The organism is Candidatus Neptunochlamydia vexilliferae (genome assembly GCF_015356785.1).
Classification (GTDB): Bacteria; Chlamydiota; Chlamydiia; order Chlamydiales; family Simkaniaceae; genus Neptunichlamydia; species Neptunichlamydia vexilliferae.
Map to the genome: position 1 here is coordinate 1 of NZ_JAAEJV010000005.1, position 13,906 is coordinate 13,906.

A 13,906-nucleotide genomic window follows, 5' to 3' on the forward strand; every position below is an offset into this window, starting at 1 on the left:
GTTTGGGTGCTCATGCTGGCTCGCCTTGGTTATATTGGATACGAAACCAACCATTTATGCATATTTAAAAATTTAAGTCACGACTTTGCAGGGATCCTGTTCCCTGTGTGGTCTGTGGTTTATTAAAAACACATACAAAGTCCTTCTTAATTAGACTTCTATAACTAAAGAGCAAAAAAACTATTAATAATTATTCGATTCATGGTAAATTAAGTATAGGGATGCGTCTAATGACAACCTTAAGCGATTGTAGTTCTAAGAGAGAACTTTGTTTTCATAACTTGCTCAAAACAAGTATCCTTAGAACAACTCTAGTCATCATGTCTCTTATAGAGGCGACAGGTATGATTGAGGCCATTTCAGCCTCTCTGCCTGAACTTAGCTAGAGGATCAAATACAATCTCTGGACCTTCAATGCAACTGCGAGCTTCTTAAGGTAAACACCTTAGAAATTCACAGGGGCTTGAAGGTTTTTTTGTGTAAGGGGGTTGGGAGAGGACTTGTTTTTGGTCTGTGTTGCTTAAATACATTGTGCTTGTTAATCTTTTAGTATGAAAAAAAATAAGCATATTGGGTCAAGCTTAGATGACTTTCTTGAGGAAGAGGCAAAAATTGCTGAAAAAGCTCGAAAAAGACTCGAGGAGCTAGATCCTAAAGACACCATTTCTTGGGACCAGGCAGCAAAAGAGGCTGGATGGGAAGTCCTCGGTTAGGAAAGTTTTTTGCGCAAAGACGCAAAAAACTGGAGCCGCTTCTCCATTTCCCGTTCAAAGCCGCGGGTGACTGGCTTATAGAAAGAGGGACGTTCCATCCCTTTAGGAAAGTAGTTTTGCCCGGAGAAAGCATGGGGCAGGTCATGGTCATACTGGTAGTCTTCGCCATATCCTTTTTGTTTCATCAGCTTGGTCGGTGCGTTGAGGATCGTTTTCGGGGGATCGAGGTGAGAGGTTTCGGCAGCAAGTTTTTGGGCTCTTTTTAGGGCGACGTAGGCGGCGTTACTTTTGGGGGCAAGGGCGAGATAGAGGAGCGCTTGGGCAAGGGCAAGCTCTCCTTCGGGAGAGCCGAGCCGCTCGTAGGTTTCCCAGGCGGTGAGGGTCACCTTGAGCGCTTCGGGATCAGCAAGGCCGATGTCTTCAACAGCCATCCGCATCATCCGGCGGGCGAGGTAGTGGGGATCTTCACCTCCTTCAAGCATCCGGGCAAAGTAGTAGAGGGCCGCATCGGGATCGGAGCCGCGAACTGCTTTGTGAAGAGCTGAGATAAGGTTGAAATGACCATCGTCATGCCGGTCGTAGGCCGCCGGTTTTTTCTGGGCAAGGGCATAGAGGGTGTCCCGGTCGATCTCTTTTTCGGGTAACGTTTCCAAGGTATTTAATAGGTGGCGGCCATCTCCTTGGGAAAGGGAAATCAGCGCTTTTTTGGCGTCGGGGGTCAGGGTTACCTTTTTCGAGGAGGTTTCAAAGCGGGTGATGATCTGCTGAAGGGCCTCTTCGGAAAGGTGCTCCAGGGTGAGGACGCGGAGTCGAGAAAGGAGAGCGTTATTGATGGTAAAGGAAGGGTTTTCGGTTGTCGCGCCGATGAGGATGATCGACCCATCTTCGATGCAGGGGAGGAAGATATCTTGCTGCGCCTTATTGAGGCGGTGGATCTCATCAACGAATAGGATGGGCTGGCCGGCAAAGAGGGGGCGGGACTTGGCGTCTTGAATCGCTTTTTTAATATCGGCGACCCCATTCATCACGCCGGTAAAGGGGACGAAAGGGCGGTCAAAGGCTTTGGCGTAGAGGCGGGCGATTGTCGTTTTACCACACCCGGGTGGTCCCCAGAGGAGGATGGAGAGAGGTTTTCCCCTTTCGATGATTTTTGAAAGGAGCTCGATCAGTGAGCTTTGGCCAACGACCTCGCTAAAGTCTTTGGGTCTGAGTTGTTCTGCTAGAGGAAGGGTCATGAAAGGTAGCTTACCACAAATTTTTTTTACCAAAAAGGTCTTTACAATAATTTGATATCATCTTAAACTCATTCTTTTAGAGAGTTGACAAATCAAAACGTTAACTTTTGTGAATTTTTAACCAAAAGGAGTAAAACCTTATGAAAATTGATGGAAAAAAACAAGAAGAAATTTTAAACAAGCTAAACAGTGCTGACCTGAGTAATCCAATTCTTAAAAGGTCTGCAGATGAAATGAAAAAAGATCCTGTTAATGCTAAGGAAAATTATAGTCGCATGCATCACCGACATAACCGATCGTAAAATTTAAAAGAAATAGATAGTGGAGGCGTCAGGTATAGGCCTCCACACTTTAAAAAAATTAATTATGAAACAAGATCCCATTTTTAGCTCTTTCCTAATTAAAGTTGCCTCTAGGTGCAACCTCAATTGCGCTTACTGCTACATGTATCAACATGCAGATCAGTCTTGGAAGGATAAACCTTTAGTTTTATCTGAGAAGCACCAACAGCTTTTTGTGGATAGACTCTATGACTATGCTCAAGAAAAGTCCTTAGATAAAGTGCTTGTGATTTATCATGGTGGAGAGCCTTTAATTTTTGGAGCGGACAAACTTGTCAACTTCTCTAAAGCGATTAAAAAGAGGTTAGACACGATTTCCTGCCAAGTTGACTTTGGGATCCAGACAAATGGAACCCTCCTTAAAGAAGAACATCTTAAGTTGTTTGTAGATGAAAATATTTCAGTCTCTTTAAGTATTGATGGACCGAAAAAGATTCATAATGTTTATCGATTAGATCACAAAGGAAATCCGAGTTTCGATAAAGTGTATCGTGCACTTGCTCTTCTCAAAAAATATCCCCAAATTTTTTCAGGGTGCATTGCTGTGATCAATGTGAACTACTCACCAAGGGAGCTTTTTCAGTTCTTTAGTGAAAATGAAGTTGAAGAGTTTAATATTTTACTTCCCGATGCTAACTATACGAGTCCTCCAATCGGAAGAGACCAAAACCCAGACGTCTATATTGACTGGTTGATCGAGGCATTTGATTGTTGGTCCGCAGAGTTTCCTCACATCCAATGTAAGTTTTTTGAATCCATTATTTTGGCTCTTCTTGGGAAGTCAGGACAGACAGATGCCCTTGGGTTGGGAGACGTTTCTCTTCTCAATATTGAAACAGATGGAATGTATCACGATCTTGATGTGTTAAAGATTACTAAAGAAGGATATTCTTCTTTAGGTATTGGGCTCGAAACAGCTCCAATTTCAGCTGCTGCTCAATCAAAAAACATTGAAGTCCATAGAAAACTTCTTTCTAAGGAAGGATTAAGTAAGACATGCTTGGCATGCAAGCATGTAGATATTTGTGGGGGAGGATCTGTTCCTCACCGCTTTGGGACAGAAGGGTTTGATAATCCGACGATTTATTGCAAAGAGATGTATGCATTGATTGACCACATTAGTGAGAAGCTCATTCAGCTAGTTGATCAAGAGCTTGAAAAAAATGAGAGTTCTAGTATTCTCTTTAGCCAGAAGGAGATGGAAGACTTTTGTATCTATTCAAATTCAGAAAAACAGATCCGAAAGCTCCAAGAATATGTAGCACAGAAAAAAAGGGCCCAATGGGAAAGGATAGCTGTTGAAGCTAAGCAAAGATTCCCTAGTCAAGAGGCTTTAATCAATCAAACAAATAATCAGGTGTCTTCCGTAGGAGAGCGTGCCTTAATGCACCCTGTCTCATCCTCTTTTTTGGATGCTCTTGAACAGTCTTTAAAAGGAAAAGTTGTTGAAGGAATGGATGGCACCCCACTTCCTATCGATATTGACTTTCTTCATTTAATTGGGACTAAACTTCTTAGAAAAGAAGAGTTTGTGATTCAAGAAAACCACGATTGGTATACGCACGCTTTAGGCAAGGATATTGTTTTTAATCATCCTCAGACAGCCTTTGATCTAGGAAAAAAAGTGATTGAAGATGCCCTAGGAATGATTCAGGAGTATGATACTCATCTGTACGATGAAATGAAGATCATTAGTCCCTATATTTATATCGTGAAGGATAAGAATAGTCCCCCAGATCGAGATATTTCCTTTGCTGATGAGACGCTTCCAGGTGCAATTTTTATCGGAGTATGGAAGGGGAATCGATGTTTAGCTCCTTATAAGGTAGCAGCATCCATGATTCACGAACACTGTCACCAAAAGCTTTATTTATTGCAAGAACGATTTGAAATTATTGAGCCTCAAGATGTAGAAATTTATTCTCCTTGGCCGGAAAAATATCGCCCTCCAATTGCTGCACTTCATGCCGTTTATGTATTTATTCATGTAGCAAAGTTTTTGAATCATGTAGCGATATGTGATCAGAATCTTCAAGAAGAAATCGATTTAACCCTTGAAAGAATAGATGGTTGTATTTCAGAGATTCAAGAAAAAGTTCAATTTACTCCCATGGGGGCTCTCTTTTTTGAATCCTTGCTAAAAGAGTGGGAGCTTTTAAAAAGTCAAAGCCTATGCCTGACTTAAAATTTGAAATTCCTAGAGAAAGGCTCAGTGAGGACTCAATGCTTCGAAGAGAGAAGCTGGATCACTACTTTCCGTGTGGACTGATTCCCTTTGAGCTTGCAAATGGGGCTATTTGGGATCTTATAGCTTTTACCCCAGATCAATTTGACTACTACGTTGACCCTTACTTAGAACCTACTCTCAAAAATTGGGCCCACCCCGTTCATATAGAGGAATTAGGATCTTACCGGGCATTTTATAAAAATGTCATGGTTTCTCTATTTGATTCTTGGTCTCTTTATTATTGGAGCCTTGTTCTTCAGTTTCTTAGAAGTAAAGGAAAAGAACCGTCTGGATTTAACCTAGTTCATATCGATGATCATCAAGACCTTGGAAGTCCTCACTTAATTTATGGAGATAGCGAAAAGAGATGCCTATTTTCAAAGGATCTCTTTGATGTAGAAGATCCAAAGAGTGTTGCCCAAGCGATTCACTATAAATCGGTAGGGATAGGGACCTTTATTGTTCCTCTAATTGAGCGTTTAGAGACTTTAAATATCGGCCATCTTTGTTTTTCTGATGCATTTGCTCCTCAAAAGACATGTTTTGAGCTCCACTACGAAGAAGATCAGCTTTTAGTAAGCGGTCAACACCGACCAGCGATTCGTTTTACTGATGTGTGTACAGACTATAGATACCAAGTTTCCCCATCAGTAGAAAAAATTTTTAACTGTTTAGATAGTGATTTGCCGACCCTACTCCATATTGATTGTGATGGTTTTTCAAACCGTTATAACCTTGATTCTAATTGGTCACCTCAAACGCTCTCAATAGATTTAACGATCAATGAGGCTAAATCTCTTATAGACAAAATTTTTAAAGAAGTGTCGGCCTTGGGAACAGATGTTTTTATGAATATTTGTTTATCGCCAGGTTTTTTCCCGGCGGAATATTGGGAAGAGATTTGTAGCTATATTTTAATCGAAGGAGAAAAATGGGGAGTTATCAAAAAAGATGGGTTGAGTGACTATATTGCTACCCACTATTCTAATGAGATGATTTATGAATTTGATAGGATGTAAAGCTGCTTTGATGAAGTGGTATTTACCGTTGGAGAAACTATGGGTGATTATTGATGAGTTTTTTCCACTATCGGCAAAGGTTGATTTTTTATTGTTTTTTTATGGTTATAAGCCTTGTGTTCGCACAAGGCTTATAAGTGATCTGAATATAAAGAAACTAGAAGATTGGTGTCACACATTTCAGATTCAATATTTTTTAGATAAAGAAGATTTTATCTACTTTTCTTTTAATGAGGTTTTGTTGAGTTTGGCTGTAAAGCTTGATAACTCTGTGGAGAAGCATGAGCAAGCTTTTGGTGAGTTACTGGGGTATCCTCATTGTTGCTGTAAAAAAATTGCAGAAGTAGGAGAGCATGAGATTGATGCATATGAGCAAAAATTGCTTGCACAGGGTTTTGATGGTTTATTTCAACTAATAAGTCCAGAAAAATATATTGATGGGGTTGCTTTTATTAGTCATGTTCCTTGTAGTACTTCTTGTAAAAACTCACTTGATTTAGCAGAGCAAGTGGTTGAAAAACTTACGTTAGGCAAACATTTTCCAGAACTTCAGCAGTGGAGAACTGCACTGGAAAGAATAGGTTTTATTCCATTAAAAATGAGGAGGAGTTTATGTCGATCCATTTAGAAGGTGAAGTTTCCGATAAGTATGTATTACCCGAGGATGTTTCAATAACCAAGATGGCATCAAAAAAATTTGAAGGATGGAAAATTCTCTATGATGGAAAATCAGCAGGGTATGTGAAGTTTTATTTTAAGGAAGATGATGTCTTTCAGAAACATGTTACAATAGACTTTAAGGTTCCAATTCCCTTGAGAGGGAGGCATATAGGGCGAATTGCTCTAGCTAAGGCGATTGACAAATCTACCTATACCATCTTTGTTGCCCATTTGAGAGGAAGCAATGTTGCCTCAAAACGATCTCTTGAATCTATTGGCTTTGTCCTTTTTGACTATCCAGGCAGTAGACAGCTATGTCTTTTATACAAAAAAGAAGAGGGCAACAACTAATCGGAGTCTTCAAGCACCCAGGAGGGCTTCCGGAATTGGTAAATAATAAGGGGGATAGCAACCATGATTCCAAGGCCAGTTGCTAATAGGGCCACATATTGAACAAGGGAGCCGGTATCGAGGGAAGTTGGAGGGACAAACCCGATGAAGATCGCAAATAAAGAGGCGAGGATTCCGATACTAGCGACGAGCCAGATCCCTTTGTGGGGATGAGGGATTTTGTAGACCCGCGGGATATGGGGATGGGTGTAGCGGAGGCGGATCGCGGCGATAAACATGAAGACATACATGATCAGATACATCTGAGCGGAGAGGGCGGTGAGTATCCAGTAGGCCGTGCTTACTGTCGGGGTAAAGAGAATGATGAGCGCAGCAACGGTAACGATAATCGCTTGGAAGAGGAGGAGGTGAGTCGGCATCCCATGCTTGTTAAGGTTTTGGAAGAAGGGAGGGAGGTTTCCATGGACAGAGGTGGTGTGGAGCGCTTTGATCGGCCCCATGATCCATGAGTTCACCTCTGCAACCGCGCCGAGGACTAAAAGTATCGCTAGAAAGGGGAGGAGCCACGAAAGGCCATAGCTTCCAAGGTAAATCTTCATCGCATCGATGAGTCCAGCCACGAGGCTGATCTCCTCTTTGGGAACAACGATGGCAACGGAGAGGGCTCCTAGCATCACGAGTGCAAAGGTAATGATGGCAGCGGAGATAATGGCGCGTGGGAAGTTCTTTTGGGGGTTTTTGACCTCGCCTGCATAGCCCGCAGTCACCTCAAGCCCTCCAAAGGAGAGGAAAAGGCCCGCCATAAAGACAAAGCTTCCAAGGGAGCTAAAGTCAGGGAGGAGCTTGTCCGCCTTGAAAGGGATCTCAATGGGGCGTCCCAGTGCGAGCCAAGCAATCGCCAGTGCGATGATAAAAATTCCCGGAATAATGGTTCCTGCAATGACCCCTGTTGTACTGACACGCGCTGAGGTTTCAATCCCAAAGTAGTTGATAAAGGTCACTCCCCAGAAAACGGCCAGGACAATCGAAAGGATAAAGACTTTACTGCTAGCCAGCTCGGGGTTAATGATATAGGCAAGGGTTGCGGCAACGAAAGAGAGAATCGCTGGGTACCAGGTGACATTGTGGACCCACTGCATCCAAATGGCAAAAAAGCCCCACCGGTCTCCAAGCGCTTCACGGACCCAAACGTAGATTCCTCCCGACTTGGTCCATCCGGTTGCAAGCTCTGCCGAGACAAGGGCGCAGGGAACAAGGAAAAGGGCAGCAACAACAATGAAGAAAAAGATCATCGTATAGCCAAGCTCGGCCACAAGCGGGAGGTTTCGAAGGCTCGCCATGACCGAAACATTGAGCATCGCCAGGACGAAAACGGAAATGACCCGTTTGGGATTAGGGGTTCCGATCACTCTATCGCATCCTTATTGTTGCTGAGCCAGTCGATAATTTCTTTCGACTCATATAGAGGTTTTCCATCGATAAATAGGCAGGGGACCTGGACCTTTCCTCCGAGGTGGAGAAGCTCCTCCTCAGCCTTGGGGTCCTCATCGATGTTTTTTAGGGGGATTTCCCGTTCATTTTTCTTAAGAAACTTGAGCACCTTTTTGCAATAGGGGCAACTTGGCTTATAGTAGAGTGTTAAAATACCCATGATATCACTTTTTACATGCAATCTAAAACCCTAACACATATAATTTTTAGAAGATAAAGTAAAGGGAAATCGTGCTTAGCGTCGATGATTTGACAATGATTTATGGGGATAGGATCCTCTTCCGCGGGGTGACTCTTCACTTCAGCACCCGAAGGCGGTATGGCCTTGTCGGTGCTAATGGAGCGGGGAAGACCACCTTCCTTAAAATCTTAAAAGGAACGGTAGAGCCAAGCGGAGGAACGGTCAACATTCCTAAAGAGGCTCGGCTAGGGATGCTCGATCAAGATTACTCCCCCTTCGAAAACGTTCCCATTCTCGACCTCGTGATGATGGGGGATAAGGAGCTGTGGTCCCTTCTTAAGAAAAAGGAGAAGCTCCTTGCCCAAGAAAAGGTGGATCCTGAAGTGCTCAGTGAGATCGAAGAGCAGCTCACTTTAAAAGGGGGATACCGGGCTCATGCAAAGGGGGCGCAGCTCCTGAGCGGCCTTGGCATTCCCTCTGAAAGGCAGAGTGCGCCCTTAAGCACCCTATCGGGAGGGTACAAACTCCGTGTCCTTTTGGCGCAGGTTCTCTTCATAGAGCCTGAAATCCTCCTTCTCGACGAGCCTACCAACTATCTCGACCTCTTTTCGATCCGGTGGCTTGAGCGCTATCTCATCGACTATCCTGGAACCCTCATTTTAAGCTCCCACGACCGCCTCTTTTTAAATCAGGTCTGCCAAGAGATCATCGACCTCGATTATGGGGAAATGCGTCGCTATGTGGGGAATTTCGACCATTTTATTCAGCAGAAGGAGAAAAACGTCCTGGTGAAAGAGGCCGAGCTCAAATCGCTCTCCAAACGAAAAAAGGAAATCCAACGCTTTATCGACCGGTTTAAAGCAAAAGCAACCAAAGCGCGGCAAGCCTCTTCCCGTGAACGGATGATTGAAAAGCTCGAAGAAGAGGAAAAGGGACATCTTCTCCTCCCTTCTTCCCGCCAATATCCCCACTTTCACTTCACATCGATCCGCCCTCCTGCCCAAAGAGCGCTCAGGGTCAAAGGAATCTCCAAAGCTTTTGGTGAACACGCTGTTCTAAACAATATCTCCTTTGAGGTGGGGCGATTTGAAAAGGTGGCCCTAGTTGGTCCTAACGGAGTGGGGAAGTCAACCTTATTAGAGATTCTCACCGATCATATAAAGGGAGATGAAGGGACAGCCCTTTGGGGATCTCATGCTCGTTACGGCTACTTTCCCCAAAACTTCCGCCGCCTTCTCAATATGGAAGAAACCCTATATGACTGGTTATCTAAGCGTTCTAAAGGAATTCCCGAGCAAAAAGTGCGGCAAGCCCTCGGGAAAATGCTCTTTGATGAGCATGCCGTGCGTAAAAAAGTTAGCGCTTTGAGTGGAGGCGAAGGAGCCCGCCTTGTTTTTGTCGATTTGATGCTTGCCGAGCACAACTGTTTGGTCTTAGATGAACCAACCAACCACCTCGATATGGAAAGTGTTGAGGCGCTCATCGCCGCTCTTAAAGAGTATTCCGGTACTTTGATCATGGTTAGCCATAACCGCTACTTTATTTCGAAAATTTCCGAGAGGATTATTGAACTTACTCCTGGGGAAATCACCGATTTTCAGGGGGGATATGAGGACTTTGTCAAAGAACATGAACGGGACTATCTCAAAGAAGAGGTCAAAGAGAAAAAAGAAATCTACCACGAAAAAAAAGAGCATCGAAAAGAGCGCAATCGACTCAAACGGGAAATTGAACGACTCGAAAACGAAATTGCAAAAACAGAAAGTGAAATTGAAAAGGTTAATGAAACCCTTGCAACCCCCGGTTTTTACGAAAAAAAACCTCCAATTAAGCAGCAAGAGGTGATCAATCAAAAGGATAAGCTCGAAAAAAAGAGAGAAAACGCACTCAATCAGTGGGAAGCAAAAATAGAAGAGTTTGATAGTAACTACTAAAACCCTTAAAAACAAACTCTTGTGACTATAAAAAAATCATAAGACGCTAAAATTTACAAGCTTATAAAAACGGTTAATTTTTCAAAAAGCAGAACTATTTTTTTCATTTTTTTACTAAATTTTCAGCTTTTCTGAAATTTTTTTTCATTTTTTTTATTTAAAAAAAACATGTCGAGAACATCTTCTGAAGGTTGTTTACAAAAACGAATTTATTTAATTTAATTAAAAAAAATAAAAAGTTTTTTATTTTTTATTGCAAAAAATATATATTAAAGTTTGTAGGACGAAGAAAGGTAGTTATGACGATTTTGCGAACTACCGAAAAAACTCTTTGTACCGGGGAATTTTTGATTTAGAGGGTGAGCGAAGCAAAGTCAGGTTCATTTGAACGACGAGTCCCATAGTCAAAAGGCTATGGGTGAGGAAGGAAATTAACCTGAAGAAGCTGTAGCCATCCTATAAGTTAAAAATTACCCGGTACAGAAAGTTAGAATTAGAATTCCAATTTTTAAGGAGCATTAAACATGCCAGTTAAAAGAAAAAGAAAAGCAGCTAAGAAGACTGTTCGAAAAACAGCTGCTAAAAGAGCGCCAGCTAAGCGCAAAACTGCTAAGAAAAAAACAGTTAAGCGTAAAACAGCTAAGAAAAAAACTGCTAAGCGTAAGACTACTAAGCGCAAAACTGCTAAGAAAAAGACAACTAAGCGTAAAACTGCTAGAAAGACTACTCGACGCAAGACACGCAAAACTGCAGCTAAAAAGAAGTCAGCTGTTCGCAAACGACGAAGAAAAACTGCTAAGAAGTAGTTTTTAAGATTCGTTAGTTTCTTGATTAGATCGAACGGGCCGAGTGCTCGTTCGATTTTTTTTGTACCCAATTGAATCAGAAGGCTTTGTGGGCAACCCTCGCAATAATTTTATTGATGATAAGGTGAGTGGCGCTGGCAACAACTACACCAAGGGCTGCGGCTCCCAAAATGTCACTTAAGTAATGCTTAAATAGAAGAAAGCGGCTAAGGGAAAAAAGAAGGGCTAGGGTAAAAAAGCGGAGGGAAAAGCGGGGGAAAAGGAGGGAAAGCGAGGTTGCAAGGGCAAAGGCTGTAGCGCTGTGGCCCGAGGGGAATGAATGGTAGTGGCTGCTCCAGTTAAATCCATAAAAGCCGTAGATCCCTTTTTTGATAAAGATGTCGGGGCGGGCCCGGCCGACAAGGATTTTAATGATGCGGACACACCCTGCCACCATTCCTTGTGCCATGGTGATTTTAAACAGGGGAAGGGACCATTTCTTTTTTCGGAGACCCATGTAGAGGAAGAGTCCTCCCCAAAGGGCCAAGTGGAGGGGAGGAAAGATGAGGAGGGTAAAGGTCTTCATGAGGGGGCGCCACCCATCTGTAAGGGCGAGGAAGTGAGGATCGACAAAAAAGTAGGCGATGAGGGCAAGAAAAACGAAAAAAAGGGCTTTTCGAAAAGGGGTGCGCAGATTAAGGTGGTTCATAGGACAGTTTTATCAGTATTTTTGATTCGAGGCAAGGATGAAAGTCGGAGTGATTGGATGTGGTGTCATGGGAAATGCCATGGCACGGAGAATGGCAAAAAAGCATGAGGTAGCCCTCTATAGCAGGAGCTCTGTTGCCGATTTAGCACAGGAGATCGGCGCCAAAGCGTGCACCTCTCTTAAAGAGGTTGCCGACCATGCAGAGGCGCTTGTTTTGGCCGTTAAACCTCATAGGCTTGAAGAGGTGGCTGAAGAGCTCGAGCCCCTCATGAAGCAAGAGAGCCTCTTATTGAGCGTTCTTGGGGGCATTTCCCTTGCGAACCTCAAGGAGCACTTTTCTAGGGGAGTTCTTTTCCGTGTGATGCCTAACCTCCCCCTCCTTTGTGGGAAGGGAATGATCGGGGTTGCGGAAGACCCTCAAGTTGCTAAGGAAGATCAGGAAAAGGTGAACCAAGTCTTAGAGGGGATGGGAACCACTGTTTGGCTAAAAGAGGAGCTGATGAACCCTTTTACAGCGCTTACCGGCTGTAACCCGGCCTTTATCTACCTGATCATCGAGGCAATGGTGGAAGCGGGGATTAGCATGGGGATCAAACAAGAATTAGCTGAGGATTATGTCTTGAAGACGATTGAAGGAGCGGTGGCTCTTTTTCGAGATCAGGGGGACAGTCTCCAATCCCTTCGTTGGAAAATTGCGTCTCCAGGAGGTTCGACGATTGCAGGTTTGCAGGAGCTTGAGAAAGAACGAGTCCGTTACGCTCTGATGCGGGGAATTCAGAGAGCAAATGAGAAATCTCATGAGAGCGATCTTCTGAAGGGGGAGGAGTAAAGATCCAGCTCCGGATCCCTTGAGGGATCAAGTGTTTGGGGTTAAAGACCCATCCCCGGGTCTCTAACATTCCCGTGAAGACTCCCATTCGAAAAAAAGAAAATGTCGTGGCGAGAAGGGCAAATACATAGGGGATACTTGGGGGAAGGGCGACAGCAACGCAGACAAGACCCACCGCTGCAGCAATCATCGCAACAACTCCCATCGTGTGGGCAAGCTTTTTCTTCTTCGCTTGGGCATGGATATCGTCCGCTAAGCGGAGTCCTTCCAAAATTGCCTCTTTCTTTGAGTTATGATCCAGCCCCCACAGAATGGGAAGGATCTTTTCGTCAGCCTCACGAACCATCCAAGGGCGAAGACGGCGGGCCAGCCGCTTTTTCTTAATCCCGAGCTGGATGCTGAGTTCCTTTTCGTTATCTTCCCCAAACTTGGTAACTTCTTCACTGCTAAGCTCTAGGTATTCCCTTTGAAGTTTTCCGAGGTTTTCTCGAATAAGCTTCTCTGCAATCGCTTCAAGCTTTTTTTTGTTATTCTTAATAATTTCGCCAGCGCGGAGGGGACGAGCGTCAAGAGGCTCTTTCATTTCTTGAAATACCGGTTCATCACGGTGTTTAGTGAGCCACTGAATCGCAGCAGGGGCATGGACCGCATCATAATCACCGATCATATAGCGGAGGCGGGACAGTGCTTTGAACTCATACCCTTGAGTGAATTTTCGCTGCTCATTCAGGAGCCAGGCATCGGCCGCTCCCTCGACAATACACAGGCCTGCTCCTATATAGCTGGGGATAATAGAGACAGCAGGGCCTATTTTAGAAATCATTCCAAGGGAGGGCAGGTAGGGGAGGATATGACCAATCCCTTGGATGATACGGGGGGAAATCATTAAAAAGCGGGCCGATGTTAAGCTGAGCTCTTCTCGGTCTCCATAAAATAGAGCGCCAAAAAAAGACTTAACAGTTGCATAGATATGGAAACCCACAGAGAGGGGATTTGCATAGGGGAAGACAGGAGGCCTTTCGTAGGGCTCATCGGGAACGGTATTTTCCCGAAACACCACTGAACTAACCATAACTATTTTTGCTCTTTTTAATTATATTATCGATTAATTTTAGCATTATTAATGATTTAGAGCAAACAATTATAAATAAGTTATATAATAGCAAAGTTTTTAGTTTTCCGATTTTGGTAAAATTGGTGCCATTGGGTGTGTGAATAAAATTTTAATTTTCCTCTTCGCCTTCACAACGCTCTTTGCCGACTATCAGGCTAAAGATTTTTCGGCATGGTTCAAAATAGGGTAACAATTTTTGGTCTTATGAAAGATGCGTCGGGGGCAAGCCCCCTGCTGCCCCCTTGAGCTTCAATCTGGCAAGCCAAATCGACCCTCCTCGGGGGGCCGTGCAAAGCACTGTTCCACCCCTCGTGCGG

Annotated in this window: 13 protein-coding genes; 9 read left to right on the top strand and 4 right to left on the bottom strand. The window is 43.8% G+C overall.

The features are described from left to right. The first annotated feature begins 551 nt into the window (after positions 1–551). Positions 552–713 carry a hypothetical protein gene (locus NEPTK9_RS01815; protein WP_194847127.1) on the top strand — a complete coding sequence of 54 codons (162 nt, stop codon included), beginning with the start codon at positions 552–554 and terminating at the stop codon, positions 711–713. Here NEPTK9_RS01815 and NEPTK9_RS01820 read toward each other — a convergent pair. After that, positions 710–1,948 (bottom strand): replication-associated recombination protein A, encoded by a 1,239-nt coding sequence (locus tag NEPTK9_RS01820; RefSeq protein ID WP_194847128.1) that lies wholly within the window; start codon positions 1,946–1,948, stop codon positions 710–712. The genes NEPTK9_RS01815 and NEPTK9_RS01820 overlap by 4 nt on opposite strands. 140 nt (positions 1,949–2,088) lie before the next feature. Here NEPTK9_RS01820 and yhhA point away from each other — a divergent pair, with 140 nt between their 5' ends. The 5 genes from yhhA (at position 2,089) to NEPTK9_RS01845 (ending at position 6,546) form a co-directional block, all read left to right on the top strand. Then, positions 2,089–2,250 carry a YhhA family cyclophane-containing RiPP gene (gene yhhA, locus NEPTK9_RS01825; protein ID WP_194847129.1) on the top strand — a complete coding sequence of 54 codons (162 nt, stop codon included), beginning with the start codon at positions 2,089–2,091 and terminating at the stop codon, positions 2,248–2,250. Between the two features lie 64 nt (positions 2,251–2,314). Further along, positions 2,315–4,474 carry a cyclophane-forming radical SAM/SPASM peptide maturase YhhB gene (yhhB, locus tag NEPTK9_RS01830; RefSeq protein ID WP_194847130.1) on the top strand — a complete coding sequence of 720 codons (2,160 nt, stop codon included), beginning with the start codon at positions 2,315–2,317 and terminating at the stop codon, positions 4,472–4,474. Continuing rightward, complete coding sequence (locus NEPTK9_RS01835) at positions 4,435–5,535, top strand: hypothetical protein (RefSeq protein ID WP_194847131.1); 1,101 nt, start codon at positions 4,435–4,437, stop codon at positions 5,533–5,535. Before yhhB ends, NEPTK9_RS01835 begins: the two co-directional genes overlap by 40 nt. A gap of 10 nt (positions 5,536–5,545) precedes the next feature. Beyond that, positions 5,546–6,163 (top strand): hypothetical protein, encoded by a 618-nt coding sequence (locus NEPTK9_RS01840; RefSeq protein WP_228546968.1) that lies wholly within the window; start codon positions 5,546–5,548, stop codon positions 6,161–6,163. Beyond that, a complete protein-coding gene (locus NEPTK9_RS01845) occupies positions 6,148–6,546 on the top strand; it encodes a hypothetical protein (protein WP_194847133.1) in 399 nt (132 codons plus the stop codon). Before NEPTK9_RS01840 ends, NEPTK9_RS01845 begins: the two co-directional genes overlap by 16 nt. On the opposite strand, the gene NEPTK9_RS01850 is transcribed toward NEPTK9_RS01845, so the two are convergent. Then, positions 6,543–7,955 carry an amino acid permease gene (locus NEPTK9_RS01850; protein WP_320412042.1) on the bottom strand — a complete coding sequence of 471 codons (1,413 nt, stop codon included), beginning with the start codon at positions 7,953–7,955 and terminating at the stop codon, positions 6,543–6,545. The genes NEPTK9_RS01845 and NEPTK9_RS01850 overlap by 4 nt on opposite strands. Further along, complete coding sequence (locus NEPTK9_RS01855) at positions 7,952–8,197, bottom strand: glutaredoxin family protein (RefSeq protein WP_194847134.1); 246 nt, start codon at positions 8,195–8,197, stop codon at positions 7,952–7,954. The genes NEPTK9_RS01850 and NEPTK9_RS01855 overlap by 4 nt, the downstream gene beginning before the upstream one ends. Positions 8,198–8,268: 71 nt before the next feature. On the opposite strand from NEPTK9_RS01855, the gene NEPTK9_RS01860 reads away from it, so the two are divergent. Further along, on the top strand, positions 8,269–10,152 hold the full coding sequence (locus tag NEPTK9_RS01860; protein ID WP_194847135.1) for an ATP-binding cassette domain-containing protein: 1,884 nt from the start codon (positions 8,269–8,271) through the stop codon (positions 10,150–10,152). A 524-nt stretch (positions 10,153–10,676) separates the two neighbouring features. After that, positions 10,677–10,958: a hypothetical protein gene (locus NEPTK9_RS01865; RefSeq protein ID WP_194847136.1), complete on the top strand. Its 282-nt coding sequence runs from the start codon at positions 10,677–10,679 to the stop codon at positions 10,956–10,958. 76 nt (positions 10,959–11,034) lie between these two features. On the opposite strand, the gene NEPTK9_RS01870 is transcribed toward NEPTK9_RS01865, so the two are convergent. Continuing rightward, positions 11,035–11,646, bottom strand: coding sequence for a phosphatase PAP2 family protein (locus NEPTK9_RS01870; RefSeq protein ID WP_194847137.1), 612 nt, complete (start codon positions 11,644–11,646; stop codon positions 11,035–11,037). Positions 11,647–11,683: 37 nt separating this feature from the next. On the opposite strand from NEPTK9_RS01870, the gene proC reads away from it, so the two are divergent. Further along, on the top strand, positions 11,684–12,475 hold the full coding sequence (gene proC / locus NEPTK9_RS01875; protein WP_194847138.1) for a pyrroline-5-carboxylate reductase: 792 nt from the start codon (positions 11,684–11,686) through the stop codon (positions 12,473–12,475). Positions 12,476–13,906 lie beyond the last annotated feature (1,431 nt).